Source organism: Aestuariivirga sp. (genome assembly GCF_044238155.1).
Classification (GTDB): Bacteria; Pseudomonadota; Alphaproteobacteria; order Rhizobiales; family Aestuariivirgaceae; genus Aestuariivirga.
Genome location: NZ_JBIIDX010000066.1, coordinates 1 through 17774 on the forward strand (window position 1 = coordinate 1; position 17774 = coordinate 17774).

The 17774-nt window shown below is 50.7% G+C and carries 22 protein-coding genes and 1 pseudogene; 21 read left to right on the forward strand and 2 right to left on the reverse strand.

The genetic code is table 11. The features are described from left to right. The 17 genes and pseudogenes from ACILRN_RS08620 to ACILRN_RS08700 form a co-directional block, all read left to right on the forward strand. Nucleotides 1-675 (forward strand): annotated as a pseudogene (locus tag ACILRN_RS08620) (hypothetical protein); the annotation flags it as partial. Next, nucleotides 672-1877: a flagellar hook-length control protein FliK gene (locus ACILRN_RS08625; protein WP_395687371.1), complete on the forward strand. Its 1206-nt coding sequence runs from the start codon at nt 672-674 to the stop codon at nt 1875-1877. The pseudogene ACILRN_RS08620 and the gene ACILRN_RS08625, both read left to right, overlap by 4 nt. Continuing rightward, nucleotides 1828-2400, forward strand: coding sequence for a transglycosylase SLT domain-containing protein (locus ACILRN_RS08630; RefSeq protein WP_395687373.1), 573 nt, complete (start codon nt 1828-1830; stop codon nt 2398-2400). The genes ACILRN_RS08625 and ACILRN_RS08630 overlap by 50 nt, the downstream gene beginning before the upstream one ends. 96 nt (nt 2401-2496) lie before the next feature. Next, entirely contained in the window at nt 2497-3735 is a 1239-nt protein-coding gene (locus ACILRN_RS08635; protein WP_395687410.1) for a flagellar hook protein FlgE, read from the forward strand. A gap of 31 nt (nt 3736-3766) precedes the next feature. Beyond that, complete coding sequence (gene flgK, locus ACILRN_RS08640; protein ID WP_395687375.1) at nt 3767-5233, forward strand: flagellar hook-associated protein FlgK; 1467 nt, start codon at nt 3767-3769, stop codon at nt 5231-5233. Further along, on the forward strand, nt 5233-6276 hold the full coding sequence (locus ACILRN_RS08645) for a flagellar hook-associated family protein (protein WP_395687377.1): 1044 nt from the start codon (nt 5233-5235) through the stop codon (nt 6274-6276). The genes flgK and ACILRN_RS08645 overlap by 1 nt, the downstream gene beginning before the upstream one ends. 20 nt (nt 6277-6296) lie before the next feature. Continuing rightward, entirely contained in the window at nt 6297-6686 is a 390-nt protein-coding gene (flaF, locus tag ACILRN_RS08650; protein WP_395687379.1) for a flagellar biosynthesis regulator FlaF, read from the forward strand. Next, nucleotides 6661-7065 carry a flagellar biosynthesis repressor FlbT gene (gene flbT, locus ACILRN_RS08655; protein ID WP_395687381.1) on the forward strand — a complete coding sequence of 135 codons (405 nt, stop codon included), beginning with the start codon at nt 6661-6663 and terminating at the stop codon, nt 7063-7065. Before flaF ends, flbT begins: the two co-directional genes overlap by 26 nt. Next, a complete protein-coding gene (locus ACILRN_RS08660) occupies nt 7065-7475 on the forward strand; it encodes a flagellar hook capping FlgD N-terminal domain-containing protein (RefSeq protein WP_395687382.1) in 411 nt (136 codons plus the stop codon). Before flbT ends, ACILRN_RS08660 begins: the two co-directional genes overlap by 1 nt. After that, nucleotides 7468-7734 carry a flagellar biosynthesis protein FliQ gene (fliQ, locus tag ACILRN_RS08665; protein ID WP_395687384.1) on the forward strand — a complete coding sequence of 89 codons (267 nt, stop codon included), beginning with the start codon at nt 7468-7470 and terminating at the stop codon, nt 7732-7734. Before ACILRN_RS08660 ends, fliQ begins: the two co-directional genes overlap by 8 nt. 245 nt (nt 7735-7979) lie before the next feature. Further along, nucleotides 7980-10073 carry a flagellar biosynthesis protein FlhA gene (gene flhA / locus ACILRN_RS08670; RefSeq protein WP_395687386.1) on the forward strand — a complete coding sequence of 698 codons (2094 nt, stop codon included), beginning with the start codon at nt 7980-7982 and terminating at the stop codon, nt 10071-10073. Further along, on the forward strand, nt 10070-10831 hold the full coding sequence (locus ACILRN_RS08675) for a flagellar biosynthetic protein FliR (protein ID WP_395687388.1): 762 nt from the start codon (nt 10070-10072) through the stop codon (nt 10829-10831). Before flhA ends, ACILRN_RS08675 begins: the two co-directional genes overlap by 4 nt. 71 nt (nt 10832-10902) lie before the next feature. Next, nucleotides 10903-11217, forward strand: coding sequence for a hypothetical protein (locus ACILRN_RS08680; RefSeq protein ID WP_395687390.1), 315 nt, complete (start codon nt 10903-10905; stop codon nt 11215-11217). A gap of 39 nt (nt 11218-11256) precedes the next feature. Then, complete coding sequence (locus tag ACILRN_RS08685) at nt 11257-11754, forward strand: rod-binding protein (protein WP_395687391.1); 498 nt, start codon at nt 11257-11259, stop codon at nt 11752-11754. Between the two features lie 6 nt (nt 11755-11760). Then, on the forward strand, nt 11761-12132 hold the full coding sequence (locus ACILRN_RS08690) for a hypothetical protein (protein WP_395687393.1): 372 nt from the start codon (nt 11761-11763) through the stop codon (nt 12130-12132). A gap of 6 nt (nt 12133-12138) precedes the next feature. Next, nucleotides 12139-12624: a hypothetical protein gene (locus ACILRN_RS08695; protein ID WP_395687395.1), complete on the forward strand. Its 486-nt coding sequence runs from the start codon at nt 12139-12141 to the stop codon at nt 12622-12624. 94 nt (nt 12625-12718) lie between these two features. Then, a complete protein-coding gene (locus ACILRN_RS08700) occupies nt 12719-13066 on the forward strand; it encodes a hypothetical protein (RefSeq protein WP_395687397.1) in 348 nt (115 codons plus the stop codon). A 322-nt stretch (nt 13067-13388) separates the two neighbouring features. Here ACILRN_RS08700 and hpt read toward each other — a convergent pair whose 3' ends face one another. Together hpt and ACILRN_RS08710 are read right to left on the reverse strand one after the other, a co-directional pair. Further along, nucleotides 13389-13958 carry a hypoxanthine phosphoribosyltransferase gene (hpt, locus tag ACILRN_RS08705; RefSeq protein ID WP_395687399.1) on the reverse strand — a complete coding sequence of 190 codons (570 nt, stop codon included), beginning with the start codon at nt 13956-13958 and terminating at the stop codon, nt 13389-13391. Beyond that, nucleotides 13955-14530, reverse strand: a complete 576-nt coding sequence (locus ACILRN_RS08710; RefSeq protein ID WP_395687400.1) for a hypothetical protein — start codon at nt 14528-14530, stop codon at nt 13955-13957. Before ACILRN_RS08710 ends, hpt begins: the two co-directional genes overlap by 4 nt. 265 nt (nt 14531-14795) lie before the next feature. Between ACILRN_RS08710 and ftsE the strand changes: the two genes are divergently transcribed. The 4 genes from ftsE to ACILRN_RS08730 form a co-directional block, all read left to right on the forward strand. Next, nucleotides 14796-15452 (forward strand): cell division ATP-binding protein FtsE, encoded by a 657-nt coding sequence (gene ftsE / locus ACILRN_RS08715; RefSeq protein WP_395687402.1) that lies wholly within the window; start codon nt 14796-14798, stop codon nt 15450-15452. Next, on the forward strand, nt 15449-16339 hold the full coding sequence (locus tag ACILRN_RS08720; RefSeq protein ID WP_395687405.1) for a cell division protein FtsX: 891 nt from the start codon (nt 15449-15451) through the stop codon (nt 16337-16339). Before ftsE ends, ACILRN_RS08720 begins: the two co-directional genes overlap by 4 nt. Further along, nucleotides 16336-17094 (forward strand): lysophospholipid acyltransferase family protein, encoded by a 759-nt coding sequence (locus tag ACILRN_RS08725; RefSeq protein WP_395687407.1) that lies wholly within the window; start codon nt 16336-16338, stop codon nt 17092-17094. The genes ACILRN_RS08720 and ACILRN_RS08725 overlap by 4 nt, the downstream gene beginning before the upstream one ends. A gap of 38 nt (nt 17095-17132) precedes the next feature. Then, the coding region (locus ACILRN_RS08730) for a ribonucleotide reductase N-terminal alpha domain-containing protein (protein ID WP_395687409.1) at nt 17133-17774 on the forward strand (642 nt) is incomplete at its 3' end.

Here is a 17774-nt window from a genome sequence, read left to right on the forward strand (position 1 = left end):
TCGCCGGCGCATCAATACTTTCTTTCAGTGGCCATTTCTTCGATGCCAGGCACACTGATTGAGGAATCCGCGCTGAGAAGATCAACTTTAGCTCACGCAGATGCTGGTAATGAGTATATGTTCTGGAGAAGATTGGAAAGATATCAACGGCGGTTTTCGACTTCGCTGTTTGCGCGGCAGTTCTACATGGAATTGATGCATAAGTTTGTCTCATGGTCAGGTCATGAACAAAAGCCTGATCTCGTCAAGCTTGGAGTATTCTTGTCAAGCTTGCCTACAGAGGTTCAGCCATCAGCCTATCGAACGCTTGCGAGAGCAGCCGCGCGTGCCAGCCAAGTTGAAATCACAGATTATGCCGCAACTCGGTTACAGGACATTTCCACTGCAGACAGTGCGGACGATCATATTTCCCGTCTTTATGGGTCAATCTTCAGTATAGCGACCAAGAATGGGCAGATGGCATTCGCGCAATTACAGTCGATCAATCAGACTTATCTGCAGCCTGACGATCAAGCTCTGCTTGTTGCCGCACTGAGTATTGCCAAAGACATAAATCAACCAACGAAGTATTCCGTCATCAGAAATCTACCACCGTCAGCGCCTAGTCCATTGGAAGTCGACGCGGATAAGATGTTGGAAGATGTCGGTCGACTGCTACAACAGGCAAAATCATGATCCAGACAAACATCACAAAATACGCACTAGAAGCCACAAATACCGCCACACGTACGGCCGGCAACGAGTTTTCTAATCAAGATGAATCGCTGTTCATGGCGATGATATCAGAACGTTCTGTGGATAGCGAAGATGATAAAGAGCCGTGCCTATCAGAAAATAGTTCTGATGTTTTGGTGACCGACCCAAGTCTGTCCATGCAATTTAATCCTGCCATGGAGTGCACAACTAGAGCAGTTAATGGCTTCTCTAGTCAAGCCACTTCAAAAAATGCCTACCCTGCGTTCTTGGGGCAGTTGTCCCTTTTAGTCAATTTCGCTCAGCCGATGCTATCATCTGGCAATCCTGTGTCATCGAGCGATGATGCGGCAGCCATGGAAGATGTTCTGCCGCATATTGCGGACCATTTCTGTTCCAGTAACGGGGCGACCGCAGGCATTGAGATTGATAAAAATGCCGATGGACATCAAAATGTGATGGACGAAGACGCTGGCAGCCGCAGTGAACTCAATCATTATGGTGAAAGGAAGCAAACTGACAGATCGGTAGTCAATACGATGGCGGGGTTAGTTGAGTCTTTTGACAGTGAGATGTTCGATCCTGAATCACCAGTAATGAATACAGATGAGATCAAGCTGGGATCTTCTCCAAGCCCACTAGTTCTGTTCTCATCGCCGACGACTCAGATTGTTTCTCGAATTCACGACGAGACTTCTAGACGGAATGGGACTGTTACAGAAACAGGCGAAAAAGTTTTTGATGATGATAAGATCACGATACAGCCAGGTGCTCATCGGATTTTCAAATTGAATCTGATTCCAGAGGATCTGGGCGAGGTGCAAATAACGCTCAGGAGAACGCTTTCTGGCTTGCGAGTACACATAGAGGTAGAAAAGGTCTCGACAGCAAATGTGCTTCAGGCGGATATTTCGACACTTACGGAGAAGCTCAGCGGGTCAAGCCAAGGGCTAACGACTACAGTCATCAACATTGAGGTTCGGGATGATATCGAGTACGCTGCGCGGTCATCGCAGCTAGAAGCGAATCTTTATGGGGGTCCAGGAACCTTTAGCGGCTCTATGTCTGGTATGAACAAGAGGTCAAATCCAGACAAGCAAGAACTGGCATTCCCTTCAATGAGTCGAAGGGAAGATGACAATGAACCTCAGAGCAGGAGCGCTATTCTGGGCGTTGTGGTCTAGCACAACAGCATCAGCTGCGGCAACTCAACCGCTGCAGAGTTGCGAGCGAGAAATGGCGCTTGCAGCAACTGAGGAGAATGTGCCACTTGGTATTCTCTATGCAGTTGGCATGACGGAGTCGGGACGTAAGGGTACACTTCATCCATATGCCCTGAACATCGAGGGCAAAAGCAGTTTCTTCGAGTCAAAAACTGAAGCAATCATTGCCTTTAAACAAGCACAGAGAGCCGGAAAGAGGTTGATTGACCTTGGGTGTATGCAAGTGAATCATTTCTATCACAGCTCTGAGTTTAGCTCTGTTGCAGCGATGCTCGATCCGCGCACAAATGTACGTTATGCGGCGCGGTTTTTAAGGCAACTTAGGGCGCGGGAAGGGAGTTGGACGATGGCTGTTGCGCGCTATCATGCTGGACCTGATAATGATCCGGCCCAGAAGCGTTACATCTGTGCAGTAATCCGGAATCTGGTCGGCTCTGGTTTCGGCACGTGGACGAGTGGGGCACGCCGGTTCTGCAAGAGTTGATATCCAACGATTGATCATAAGTCCTGCACAAGAAAGACTATTTACATTAACGCTTGAGCAGCTGGAGATCAACTTTTAATGAGTTTATACGGCGTCATGCGCACCGGCACGTCCGGCATGAATGCACAGGCAAGTCGCTTGTCCGTGGTTGCGGATAATGTGGCAAATGTGAACACGACAGGCTACAAATCTGCTTCCTGTCAATTCTCAAGCCTTGTACTCTCTAATTCCCCAACATCATACGAATGCGGAGCTATTCTAGCATCAACAAAATACAATATTTCCGCGCAGGGAAGCCTTATGAGCACCTCGTCTACAAGTGATCTTGCTCTCAGTGGACCTGGTTTCTTCATAGTATCTGACCCCTCAGGTGCACCCTTTCTCACCCGTGCCGGATCATTTGTAAAGAATGACAGTGGAGACCTCGTGAATTCGGCGGGTTACTCTCTCATGGGCTTCAAGCTCACCCAAGAGCAGCTGAGTTTCACCGTGAATGGCTATGATGGGCTGGTTCCCATTAATCTGACAGCCGCAGCAATGTCTGCATCGCCATCGACTGCTGGAACGTTTACTGCGAATGTTCCCTCAACAGCGGCTGCTCTCGACCCTGCAGAGCTTCCGTCGATGAACAACACTGACTCGACCTATACTTCAAAGTCTTCGCTTCTTACATATGATCGGCTAGGAGCCGTCGTAAAGGTGGATGTCTTCCTGTCCAAGACAGACGACAGCACTTGGGAAATGACGATTTTCAATTCTGCCGATGCTGCCGAAGGTGGTGGATTTCCCTATGGCGCAGACCCCCTACTGAGTGAGACCCTCGTCTTTGACGTGAACGGTGCACTTGACGAGAGTGAGCCGACACAGATCGTGTTTTCTATTCCAGGCGGTGCTGAGTTCAGTCTCAATATAGCGGAGATGACACAACTTGCTGCTCCCTATTCTGTAATATCGGCTCGCGTAAACGGAACACCGGCGGGTGATCCCTACGATATCGAATACTCAAAAGACGGTTATGTTTACGCAACCTACAACTCCGGCACCAGGATACCCATGTACAGAATACCCCTTGGTCAGGTGACAAGCGCAGATCTTCTCAAGCCCATGGCAGGAAATGTCTTTTCGCCAAACCAAGAATCTGGAATCGTGACCGTCGGATTTGCTCAGACCAATGGCCTTGGGTCAATCCTGTCCAAAACGCTCGAACAATCGACTGTCGATCTGGCAAGTGAACTTACCTCCATGATCGATGCCCAGCGAGGATACACTGCAAACTCAAAGGTATTCCAGACAGGCGCTGAGCTCATGGATGTTCTCGTCAACCTGAAGCGTTGACCATTAGAAATGGCGGCATGAGGCCCCACAGATGGCTGCTCTCTCTTCTGCTCTTAACTATGCTATAGCAGGTTTGTCGGTCTCTACGACTCAGTCTGCGCTGGTCGCGCGAAATGTCTCATCTGCCGGCGATGATAATTATGTCAGGCGGAGCGCAGACATCAGCGTTCTGCCCTCTGGCATGCCCGCTGTCGCACGCATCAGCCGGAATGCAGATCGGCAACTTCTCGATCGTCTACTGACAGCTGAAAGCTCCGCAGCTGGCCATGAGATACTCCTCGCTGGATTGAATAGAATGAGCGCCCTGGTTGGAGATCCGGAGAGTGATTTATCAGTAGCTTCATCGATCAGCAGGTTACAACAGAGTCTCAAACGCTTTGAAGCAACTCCATCAAGCATTGCGCTGTCCCATGATGTACTCCGTAGCGCAAAGGAGATCGCCCAAAGGTTAAATAGTGGATTTCAAGAAATTAATGCAATTCGCAACGATGCCAGTAAAGGACTGGCTTCATCAGTAGAGCAATTAAGCAGTCTTCTCGACCAGTTCAAGATTTTGAACGATAGTGTTGTCAGAGGACAAGGAACACCCGACGAACTAATGGAGAGTCTCGACCAGCGGGACTCAGTATTGAAGTTGATTTCCGAGGAAATCGGCATTCGCACAGTAATCAGAACAAACAATGATATCGTCATATATACTGAAAGTGGTGTTACACTCTTTGAAGGATCTCCGCGCGACGTCATAGTCACTAATTCAACGACTCCTCAGTCGGAGTCGGATAGTTCAACTGTAAAAGTCGATGGGGTAGCGGTTACGGGTGCGTCTGCACCGATGGCGCTTTCAAATGGTCGGATCGCCGCATATGCAAAGCTGAGAGATTCAATAGCTATGGAGGTCTCACAACAGTTTGACGAAATTGCTGCGGGGCTAGTCCGAGCCTTCTCCGAGAATGGCCCACCATCTGCGGTGAGTCTTCCGCCTGCCGAGGGTCTGTTCAGGGCGGATGGATCGGTACCATCGCTTGCCGAGCGCAATGAAGGTTTAGCCGGAAGGCTTCGCATTAACGAGCTGGCTGATCCTGATCTAGGCGGTAAACTCTCATTTCTTCGGGATGGGGGCTTCGGCGGCGAGGATTACATTGAAAACACGGCTGGCTATCCAGGCTTTCAGTCACGTATCGCCGAACTGGTCGATTCGATAGATCTCATACAGCCATTTGAAGCTCGTGCAGGCATCGGCGGAGATGTATCCGTCAGGACACTAAGCCTACAGTCGATATCTTGGATAGAAGCAACGCGACAAAACATGAGTTCCACTGTCGATGCATCGCAAGCAGCTGCACAACGTACATCCGACGCTCTGGCACGAGTTACCGGCGTGAACATTGATATCGAAATGGCTACTTTAATGGACTTAGAGAAAAGTTTTCAGGCATCTTCACGCGTCCTGATTGTTGTTGATGCGATGCTTGCATCCCTTCTCGAGGCAGTAAGCTGATGGCTGGAATTGAGATGATCCCTTCGCACATGTTGTTGCAACCAGCGCGTCAGTCAATTAGTACAGCACAAAAAAGTCTCTCCAGCCTTCAGACAGAAACCACAACAGGACGGCATGCCGACATCGGACTGGCGCTTGGAACGAGAACAGCTGATTCCGCAGCACTCCGACTTGCGCTACAAGATACACTCATCCAAGGAGATATTTTTAGTCAATCATCAGTAAAAGCCGAGGTTACGCAGACAGCACTTACCGCACTGAGTGATTTGGCCCAGCGGTTCCGCTCCACACTGACCGTCGGTAAAACATCCGAAACTGGGCGCGTGATCAGCACTCAGGCCGCTCAGGCATCGTTGCAGGCGTTTCGTGATTTATTGGCGACAACCTATAATAGCGAGTACCTTTTCTCAGGCCAGAATTCGGACATAAGTCCAATTAACGATTATCACTCCGGTCCGCGAGCCCGCATAATTTCAGCTTTTCAAGATTCCTTTGGGTTTGAGCCCAGCAATCCAGCAGCAGCTCAACTAAGCTCAGATCAGCTTTTTGAATTCGTTACTGGCGCAATGGAAGAGCTCTTTTCTGGGGACAATTGGAGAGCAGCATGGTCAAATGCTACCGAATTCAGCCCAACAATACGTCTGTCCTCAATACAGTCAACGCGTGTCCTGGCTACAGCTGACTCAGACTTCGCACAAAAGCTAGCTTACTCATTCTCAGTCATCGAAGTTCTTGGATCGAGCGCCGTAAATGACGCAGCCTTTAGTAGAGCAGTAGATATTGCGCTTGGTGTCGTTTCTGAAGGACAATTGCTGGTCGAAGAGCAGCAAGCGCTGATTGGCAGCGGTCAAAAGACGTTAGAGTCCGCCAGAGCGCAACTTTCGATTCAGAAAACAATGCTCAGCAAGGCCATACAGGACTTAGAAGGTGTAGATCTATTCGACGTTGCAACCAGAACAAATCTAGTCATGTCGACTCTCGAGGCTTCCTATGCACTCACCAGTCGACTGGGTCGATTGAGTATTCTGTCGTACCTCAGGTGACACGGCGGGAGAAATGGAGAATGGCTGATATGTATGAAGCAACCTATATTGCAATGCTCGAAGACACGACCGACCAGATTCGGGAGAACGAGCGTCGGGCGTTTGATACTGCAATCGCCAAGCTTCGACTGGCTCAGGAACTAGGTCGTGGCACACGGGAATCAGTGGAAGCTCTTCTGTTCGTCAATCGATTATGGACAATTCTGCTGGAGGATCTTGCAGATCAAGGAAACGGCCTTCCAGACGCGCTGAAAGCGGGGCTTATTTCAATAGGAATATGGATTTTACGAAGAGCAGAGGACATTCGACAGGGACGTGTCAATGATTTCTTGGCTCTGATTGAGGTTTCAGAGACGATCAGAAGAGGGCTTGGAAAGCAAGATCATGTTCATTCATTTGAAGCGCGGTGAAAAACTCTATGTGAATGGTGCAGTACTTCGGGTTGACAGGCGAACATCTCTCGAATTCCTGAACAATGTGACATTTCTTCTTGAAAATCACGTCATGCAGCCAGATGAAGCCACAACACCCCTGAAAGAGCTGTACTTTGTTACGCAGACAATGCTCATGGATCCAGCAAACGCACATATGACTCTGGAGGTCTATAAACATTTATCCCATAGGGCTCGTCAGAGTGTGACTGACAACAAGGTCACTGAGCAGATCGATCTTGCGGATCAGAAAATCGCCAGTGGCCGATACTTCGATGCGCTGAGGTATCTGAGAAATTGTTTTGACGAAGAGAAGCATGTAGCAATACCATCATCAAATGCAGAGGAGGCTGCCTGATGACAGCCGTCAGTTTTTTGCCAGCCAACCAGCAACCCGCAGTAACTCCTCACACTGAAAAGGAAAAAACAGCAATAGACTATAATGCGTTTCTCAAACTATTCATAGCACAGTTGAAAAATCAGGATCCCATGAACCCTCGGGATCCTTCCGAGTCTCTATCGCAACTGGCATCATTTTCGACTGTTGAGCAGTCGATCAAGCTAAATGAAAAGATTGATCAACTGATTGCTGCTACAAATACAACGGTGTCTGCAGCAATGATTGGTCGCACAGTGAGTGATCTTGGTGGGACAATTTCTGGCATCGTCACCAGTATCGAGAGCACTGCGAGCGGGTTGACCGCCGTACTCGAGACAGGAAAAGAACTGCCTCTCAACAAGGGCTATCGTATATCTCATCATGAATGAAGCAGACGCACTGAAGCTCGTCCAGGATGCGCTATGGGCTGTGGTCTTGGGATCTGGGCCTGCGGTTGCGGCGGCCACGGTCGTTGGAGTAGTTATAGCATTCTTTCAGGCGTTGACTCAGATCCAGGAGGCTACACTTACATTCGTTCCAAAGATTCTCGCGGTATTTGCTGCACTTCTAATTTTGGCACCAATGTCTGCAGCACAGTTGATGAGCTTTACAGAACAGATTTACGGTCTTATCGAAACAGGATTTTGAAACACGATCGGCTCAGGCTGAACTATCCAAGATCATAGTCTCCTCCAGACATGACACGTATGGCCGTGGCAGGACTTCCATGACACATGTATTCGCAGAGCTAAGTATTCGCAAGCGGGCTCTGTGATTACCAATTTTATAACCTGAGTGATGAAACCGCGGCGGTTCAGCGTTCAAGCTGAAATCAGGCAATCTCGGGCAAGGCTGAGTCCCCACAATGGAAACTGGACAGGAGCTATCTTGGTATGACTGACACGACGAGAACGCCCACAATGGAGTCAGCCGCTTTGGGTGCAAATCGTGACATCGGCTTTGCCCTTGGAATCGTTTCTATCCTGATCGTCTTGTTTCTGCCAATTCCGCCATTTCTACTCGACATTGGTTTGGCCCTCTCGATTTCACTGTCGGTCGTAATTCTGATGGTGGCCCTCTGGATTCCTAGACCTCTTGATTTCTCGGCATTTCCAACGGTGCTTTTGATCGCAACAATGCTTCGGTTAGCCCTCAATGTTGCAACAACACGACTCATACTGACTCATGGGCATGAAGGAGAAATGGCAGCTGGTCATATGGTTGGCGGCTTCTCAAAACTTGTGATGAGTGGAGATTTTGTTATTGGCGTGATCGTATTTGTAATACTGATAACGATCAACTTCATGGTCATTACAAAAGGTGCATCACGCATTGCAGAGGTTGGCGCCAGATTTACCCTGGATGCAATCCCAGGAAAGCAAATGGCGATCGATGCTGATCTTTCGGCTGGTTTGATTGACGACCGTGAGGCCCGGCGACGGCGGTCCGAGTTGGAGCAGGAAAGTGCATTTTTCGGCTCAATGGATGGTGCATCAAAATTTGTTCGGGGAGATGCCATCGCTGGTATGATCATCACGGCTGTAAATGTGTTCGGCGGAATCATCATTGGCGTGATGCGGCATGGAATGGGGTTTTCCGAGTCAGCAGATGTGTACACGAAACTTTCGGTGGGTGATGGTCTTGTAACCCAGATACCCGCATTGATTGTCTCGCTGGCAGCAGGGCTACTCGTTTCAAAAGGTGGCAATAAGGGAGCTGCGCAGGAGGCCGTATTTACTCAGCTTGGCGGCTATCCCCGCGCGCTGGTCGTTGCGGCCATACTTCTTGCAGTGCTGGCACTTGTTCCAGGCTTGCCATTCATTCCCTTCGCGCTCTTGTCAGCCGTGGTCGCTGGCGGCGCTCTTGGAATTACCCGCCAAAACCGAGCGCAAGTTCAGATGCTGGACGACCAGCGCCGAAAAGAACTGGCGGCAAAGCAGGAGGAAGAGCGCAACTCAGTCAAGGAGCTTCTGAGAACTGCAGAGATCGAATTACGCCTGGGTCGACAGATATCGGGCGCGATGCTGATCGCACATGGCGAGCTTGCACATCGTGTTGCAAAGATGAGGCGGCGATTCGCTCAGGACTTTGGTTTTGTGATTCCCGACATACGGCTGAGCGATGATCTGCAAATTCCACCAAAGAGCTATTCAATTCGCATTCATGGAACAACAACGGCAACCTTTGATCTCAGACTGGGCGAAGTGTTGGTAATTCCTGGTGGTAAGCCAAGGCCAGACCTCCCAGGAGATTTGGTCCGAGAACCGGCATTTGGCATGGAGGCATTTTGGTACCCCGATGTCTTCGGAGCCGAGCTCCGGGCTGATGGCTTTATGCCGGTCGATCCAATGTCTGTTATGCTCACACATTTGTCCGAAGTGCTCCGTAGCCACTTGGGCAATCTGATGTCCTACAAGGACCTTAGGGGACTGACAGAGCGTCTCGAACCGGAGTATAAGAGGCTTCTTGATGAGATTTGTCCTTCTCTCATTTCATACTCTGGGCTTCAGGCTATTCTGAAGCTGCTGTTAGCTGAACGGGTTTCGGTCCGTAACTTGCATCTCATACTTGAAGCTGTTGCAGAAATTGTTCCTCATGTCCGAAAGCCAGAGGCAGTTGTCGAACATGTCCGTCAGAGACTTTCTGCACAGATTTGTGGTGATTTGGCTCAAGATGGCGTGGTCAAAGTCGTCAGGTTGGGTAACAAGTGGGATATTTCATTCCTTCAGAGTCTAAAGCGGGACCAGAAAGGGGATGTTGTCGAGTTTGATATCGATCCACGGCTGATTGAACAGTTTGCCACCGAACTTGGGAATACCATCAAGGGTTTTGTAGAGCAGGGTGAACAGTTCACACTGGTAACTGCACCAGAGGCCCGACCATATGTTCGCATGATTGTTGACCGGCTGTTCCCAGCCGTTCCTGTTCTCTCCCACATCGAAATATCACGCGGAGTCAGGCTAAACGTACTGGCTTCTCTGTCATGAACGATGGGTTATCTGAAACGATTTTTATATTTATCCTCATTTTTTGTCGTATTGGCGCATGTCTGATGTTTGCACCGGGGCTTTCAAGCCCCCGTGTGTCCATGCCCGTCAGACTGATCATTGCAGTTGCGATTACGGCTGCTCTATCACCCTTGATCTGGCCAGAAATATTGGCAGTAGCGACTGCGACCGATCAAGCTGACCGGCCCTTTCTACTTTTGTCGGAGATCCTGGCGGGGTCGGCAATTGGGATCATGGCACGCTGCTTCATCCTTGCTCTACAGTTCGCCGCAACAGCAGCAGCCAATCTCATCGGACTTGCCGGAATACCTGGCATTCCCCTCGAGGACACAGACACCGGATCCCCATTGGCATCACTGGCATCCGTAGCAGCCGTGATGTTGATCATGCATGTCGGTCTGCACATCGAGCTTCTTGAGGCAATCATAGAGTCATATCATGCCCTTCCACCAAGTCGCGATATACCAATTGACGGCTACTTCAGGAGTCTGCTTGGCACAATTGCAGAAGCATGGCGTCTGGCCCTTCAGCTTTCAGCTCCGTTTATTGCCTATGCAATTATCGTCAACTTCGCTCTTGGCTTGGCAAACCGCTTTGCACAGCAGATTTCAATCTATCATGCCACCACTGGTGCGGTAATTCTCGGTGGCTTCATGCTTGCCTCCCTTGTTTGGATAGACTGGCTTTTCATTTTCCTCGAGTCATATCGATATTGGCTCCAGAACGGGGGTTTCTGATGCAATCAGTCAGGCGGCTGCGAAATCTCGCAGAAATCCATAGAATGCTACTGCAAAGGTTGGAGGTTAAGATGCAAGCACAAACTCGGTATCGTTGCCAGTTGCAAGCAGAAGAACATGAGGTTCAGGCAGTAGTGAAGCGAAATCCGGAAGCCTTGGGCGATATGTACACCAGAAGTTTGAATAGACTGATTGACATCAGTCACAAAGTAGAAGGAGCAAAGTCAACAGAAAGATGTCTCCAGTTGGATCTCATCAAGGTGAGTGAACGGATAAGACTCCTGCAGGAAAAGGCCAGAATGACCGAAGTCCAAGTCACTCAAACTCTGCATAGACATGAGCTTTGGGAATGGATCTCAAATGCAAGATCAGCTCCAGACAAGTGAAGCGTGTTTGAGTATCAATCAGGAGGAGTAGACGTCTGCATGGCAGTAGAGTTATCTTCAGATTTTGTAATTGACGTAATGCGCAATGCGGATCCAGCGCAGAAACGCCTTGCAGAAGCGCGCCTGCTGGCGCTGGGGAATAAGTTTCAAGATTCTTTTTCAGAGATACTGAAAACTTCATCGGATACTTCGGCTCTGGAATTAGGTGAGGCTATCCCAAGTTTGACAGGTCAATCAACAGATAGCACCATGGCCGGCTTACGAAACCCAAAGCCTTATGAGGCATTTGAGCAGCTGGTCCTGCGTAATCTCTTTGAGACACTGCTGCCTGACACAGAATCAGGGGCTTTCGGAGATGGTCCATCATCAGGCATATGGCGTTCGATGGCAGCGGATCAGCTCGCCAGTGTTTATTCGAAAGCGGGTGGTATCGGAATAACAGACATGCTCTTACCAGAGAATGGCAGTGATCAACTGCGTGGCGAACAGAAATGGCCATATTTTTCTGTTGGATCAATAAAATCATTTTCGGGATAAAACGATTTGCCTCCTGCACCAGCGTTGTCAGATCATGCTGCCCTCATCCAGTCTTTGCAACGACTTGTCGATGTGATTGTCAGTGAAAATGAAGTTTTGAGACGTCACGAAGCTGTGAGCCATTCGGAGTTTGCAGACCGCAAGAATTATGCGCTGCGAGAGCTGATGGCAGCTCAGCGCGGGCATCAGTCATCATTGCTGCCAGATATGGCAAAAAAACTTATACGCGAACTGTCCAGCGTTCTTCAGGAGAACAGTCGACTTCTGAAATTGCATATCGCTGCTCTGGGCGATGTGAGCGACATCATCATAGGCACGCTCCGGGAGGCGGAGTCGGATGGCACATATGGGAAGACAGATCGGTATGCCAAGACATAGGTTCTGATGCTTAAACTTGTTCTGATAGGAATATGGACTGTCTTGGTCACTGCTGGTTCGACATATGCCGCCAGCTTCTTTGGGCTCGTAGGCCAGGCAGGCGACTCTCAGCTGCCTGATCAGGGGCTCGACAAATATACATCGGATTTGATGAGCGTACCTATCATCCGCGGTGGTGACGTGGAAGGATACCTCATCATCGAGCTAGCATTCATGGCTGATAAGGCGCTGGTGGAGGAGAAGAATATCGATCCTCAGCCATTCATGAAGGATGCGGCATTTCAGGAGATATTTACTGCCGAGACTTTTGATGTCCGGCGCCTGAAGAAGCCGGATGTTGAGAACCTGGCCAAGGCGATTGCAGCTGAGGCAAACCGGCAACTGGGCGCTGAGATAGTCAAAGACGTTCTTCTCCAGCAGGTGAATTATGTTAGGCGGGAAGACATCAGAACCAACTGGATCGGTGGTCCCAAGAGTGGAACGGAAGAGTAACCCGGATACATCGCAAGAGGATGTCTTACGTCCTGGAGGTATCGACATTCTAGGTCTTGAGCATGATTTGTTGAGGCTGTGGAGGGATCCGCTGATGATCCACGGGTTACTGAACAGGCAGGAACTGGACAAGAGCTTGCTGGGAGCGATTCCTCGATCGTCGGAAATAATTTGGGTGGAACAATTAAGATTCTTACCGGATTTGAGCGGTGAATATGATGCTGTCGCATCGACCTATTCTGAAACAGGACTTTTCTCGACATCTGGCGCCGCGGAGGTTTTCCTGCCATCGCCAGAGGACTCCTCGGAAGCGATTCTGGTCAATTCGTCACGAACTTCGGCTTTGAGTGAGGTCCGTAGGTTCAAAAAGCCTTTGGGCCTTTACGGAGCCTGGGTCTCTGTGGTCGCCGTGCTCGCCATTTCGGGAATTTTGCTCGCGTGAGCTAATCGATTACTTCAGAATAGGATCTTGTTAGCTGGTGGCTTTCTGTTCCCGGCTCTTCAGGCCAGAACTGCAGAATGCTGTATAGTGTCGTCTGGCATGGAAATTGCTGATCGCCTCTATGTGAGGTGTGGCAATGGACAAGAGAACAGTGTGGACGATCAGACAGTTACCGCGGGAACAGTTGGAAAGCTTTGCGGTCAGGGCAGCTGCTCATGTGCGCAGTTCGCAAGGCGAACTGAGATCTTGGGAGTTCTTCCTGGCCGTGCTCACAGGTTTTTTACTGGGAAGTGTGGTGGCTGCATTTGGGTTCCTATTGGGCTCAGGCCTCGGTTGATGCGTTCTGTGCCGAAATGACATGGCCTACAAAGGGAAGCTCACGAAACTGGTGAGCCATGTCCATGCCATAACCGACCACAAATTTGTCGGGGCAGACGAACCCTTCGAAATCAGCAGTGATGTGAGCGGCGAGATGGCCGGGCTTGTGAAGCAACACGGCCGTGAGGATGGAGGCAGCTCCTCTGGCCGACAGCAAATCCTTGGCGAAGGCCAGCGTTCGTCCCGATTCGAGAATGTCATCGATCAGGAGAACATCGCGGCCACGCACATCTGCTTCAATGTCGCGGAGCACAGTGACTTGGCCGACAGATTTCGTTGACTTGCGATAACTGGACAGGATCATGAAGTCAACTTCAGGCGACAAGCCGGCGTGGTGCATGGCGCGAATGAGGTCAGCTGCAAAAACGAAGCTTCCCTTGAGGATCGGAACGACAAGAAGCTCTCTTGGTCTTCGGGCCGCTATGTCAATCGCAATTGATTGCACTCTCTGCGCGATGTTTTCGGCGGAGAATAGAATTCCGATTCGATAGCCATCAATCATCAGGTCAGTCATAACCCGTCATTTGAACCGATTTCGTCAATATGCGCAAACCGAATTTCGAGGTGTTCAGCACTGGACGGCGGGGAGGCGAGCCGGGTCACAAAGCTTGTTGAGTCACCTGGTTTCAGTGGGCGGGCTTCGGTGTTGAGGACCCAGTGATAGACTTCCTCTTTGTCCTGACCGCGAAGGCCAAATCGCAGCCAGGGAATGCGGCGCTGTTCGGAAGAGGTGTTTGTGAGCTGACCGCGCACGGCAATGACCTTCTTGCCGTCCATAAGAAAGTGTTGAACATCAATATCCCGGATTTCAAGCCCATAAATGTTTACCTCCCGCCCGATCAAGCGATAGAAATCGAGGCTGGCGGGCGCGGCGGCTACGATCTGTTCAGGAAATGCAAGCGCACAAGCAACGGGGCTGGCTGCAAACAGGCCCAGCGCCAGCCAAGAGATCAACGCCAGTTTGCGCTGCCGTCTCAGGTCAGCAAAATGTCGTCTCGCATCGCGTGCGGCGATAGAAAGCCTGCGGATTTCGGGTTCGGAGGTCTTATTTCGTGCAACGGTTGGAGCGGGAGCTGCCTCTTTCATGGGCGCCTTCCTTTCTTCTGGCAGATCTTCAATCCAGGCATGTCCACAAGCGACGCAGGCAAGTAGCGGGTCTCGCGTTCGATCCCGGCGAGAAGAATCATTGGGAAACGAGCAGGAGGGGCAAGAGAAAATCATTAGCCAAGACGCCGGAGGGATAAGGTTTAAATTCGCAATTATAAGTTATAAATAACATCCTGCAGGGTTAACAGATCGTTAAAACTCGGATGGTTTAACGAGACGTCGTTGGTGGAAGGTAAGTGTAATCATGCTGCGGCTTGAGAATGTCGGTCTCAGATATGGAGATGGCCCCGAGATTCTGCGGGATGTCACTTTTGGCGTTCACCCCGGTGACTTCTATTTCCTCACGGGCCCCTCAGGTTCGGGAAAGTCATCCCTCCTCAAACTCCTGTTTCTCGCCTTGCGCCCAACCCGTGGCAGTCTTCACATCTTTGGTGAAGATGTGGGGCACCTGACTCATCATATGCTGCCGCCAATCCGGCATCGGATCGGCGTGGTTTTTCAGGAGTTCCGACTTCTTGACCATCTTTCAACCTACGACAACGTTGCTCTGCCGCTGCGTATCGCCGGTAAGGCCGAATCCTCCTACAGACGCGATGTCCTCGATCTTCTGGACTGGGTAGGGCTATCAGAGAAATCAACGTCGTTGCCGCCCGTTCTGTCTGGTGGAGAAAAACAGAGGGCGGCAATTGCACGTGCAGTAATTGCCAAGCCGCAGCTATTGCTGGCTGATGAACCAACTGGAAATGTTGATCCATTACTTGCCAAGCGACTGCTTCACCTGTTCCTCGAACTGAACAGGCTTGGAACCACAATGGTGATTGCAACTCATGACAGGAACCTGATCCGGCAAGCTCAACGACCAGTCCTTCATCTTGAGGAAGGTAGCCTGAGGCTGCAATGAAACCTGGTTCCATCATTCCATCTTCTGCGTCCTCCCTAACGTCGCTCACCGTCACGATGACCGTGATGAGCTATCTTGCCTGCCTCGCAATCGGTGCGCTCATTCTTGTGGACAGGGCCGTAACAAACTGGACCAGCAGTTTAGCCCGTGAAATGACTGTTCAGCTCCGGATTGTCAGGGATACAGACATAAATCAACAGCTTGAGAAGGCTCAAACTGTTCTCTCGCAATTCCCCGGCGTGTTGCAGTCTGAAGTGCTTGATGAAGTCGAAAGCGCGCGCCTTCTTGAGCCATGGCTGGGTACAAGATCACTTGAAGGCCTACCAGTACCCCGCCTCATTCGCATCATCACTGATACTGAAAATCCTCCTGATGTCGATGTGCTCGAGGCGGAGATATCCAAGATAAAGGGTGCTCGACTCGATACGCATCGAAAATGGGAGACCGAGCTGACTCGCATGGCGCGGGCTCTCATGGTTTTGTCCTACTCAATACTCGTCCTAATATCAGCATCAGCAATAGCCATCGTAATCTTTGCAACCCGTGCCGTTTTGCAAGCCAATCGACATATTGTGGATCTTCTCCATCTCATCGGCGCAAGAGACAGCTACGTCGCACGCCAGATCGATGGAAGATTCCTGCGCACAGGCATGATCGCTGGCTTTTTCGGAGTAGGCCTTGGTCTGCTGACTTTCCTGCTACTCGGCCTATTCGGTGGTGGATCAGAGTCAGGAGTGGCAGCAGCAAGCCGCAGTTTGTTGTTTTCAACACCTGAGTCTGCCCTTTGGACATACGGATTTCTATTTCTTGTACCCGTCACAGCGACGCTCATCTCGCTGGTCACAGCACGGGTCACACTCTTGCGCCGACTAGGAGTTGTGACGTGATTTATGTGCGCTCAGCACTCTTTAATGCCATTTTTTACCTCAATCTTGTTGTTTTTCTCATTCTGGGTTTTGGCTTCTTCTTCACCCCCAGGCGATGGTCAATTCGAGCTCTTCAGTTCTGGGCCAAATCTTCGCTTTTCTGGCTGAGAACCATTGCCGGTATCCGAATGGAGGTGCGTGGACGGGAAAACATACCACTGGGGAGCGCAATCATCGCCGGAAAACACCAGTCATTCTGGGAAACCTTTGCAATCCTCCCGCTTCTGAACGATCCGGCAATGGTCCTGAAAAAGGAGCTCACCTATATCCCACTCTTCGGATGGTTCATCTACAAGTTCCGGATGATCCCTGTGGAACGGTCCTCTGGCACACAGGCTTTGCGGTCGATGATCGATGCTGCAACAGAAGCTGCTGCATTGAACCGACAAATTGTTATCATGCCCGAGGGCACAAGACGATCGCCGGGAGACCCGCCTGACTACAAGCCTGGTGCAGCTGCGCTCTATGGAAAACTAGGGCTGAGCTGTGTCCCATTTGCGCTCAATTCAGGCCTCTTTTGGCCACGGCGGCAATTCCTCAGGCGGCCAGGAACAATCGTTATCTCTTTTCTCAGACCCATATCGCCAGGCTTGGACCGCAAGACATTTCAGAAGAACCTGGAGACGGCCATTGAAGCCGAAACGCACAAGCTGGTGCTCGAGGCTGGATCAGATCAGAAAAGCACAAATAGAGAACATTTTTTCGACTTACGGTGACGGGCGCGCTAAGGTCAGCCAATACCGGAGGTTCAGAAATGACCATGGGCCGGCCCGCGCTCGACCCCATCGCAAGGGAAATCTGGGCGATGAAGTATCGCTACAGGTCGCCAGATGGATTGATCGAGGAAACGGCGATTGAAGACACCTGGAGGCGAGTAGCGAACGCTGCCGCAGCTGCCGAACCTGAACATTGCCGAACGGGCTGGGCGCAGTCATTTTACGATTGTCTGGAGGGATATAGATTCCTTCCAGGCGGCCGGATTCTCGCCGGGGCTGGCACATCGAGACAGGTGACCCTGTTCAATTGCTTCGTGATGGGCCGAATACCAGACAGTCTCGATGGTATCTTCACGCAGCTGAGGGAGGCGGCGTTGACGATGCAGCAGGGCGGCGGCATCGGTCATGACTTTTCAACGCTAAGGCCTTCAGGCGCGCCCGTGGCTGGCGTCGACGCTGATGCCTCCGGACCCGTGAGTTTCATGGAGGTCTGGGACGCAATGTGCAGCACAATCATGTCTGCCGGCACAAGACGTGGCGCGATGATGGGCACAATGCGCTGCGATCACCCAGATATCGAGGCATTCATTGCCGTGAAGCAACAAGCCGGAAAGCTCAAAAACTTCAATCTTTCCGTTCTTGTTACTGATGATTTCATGGCTGCAGTCAAAGCTCAGGCA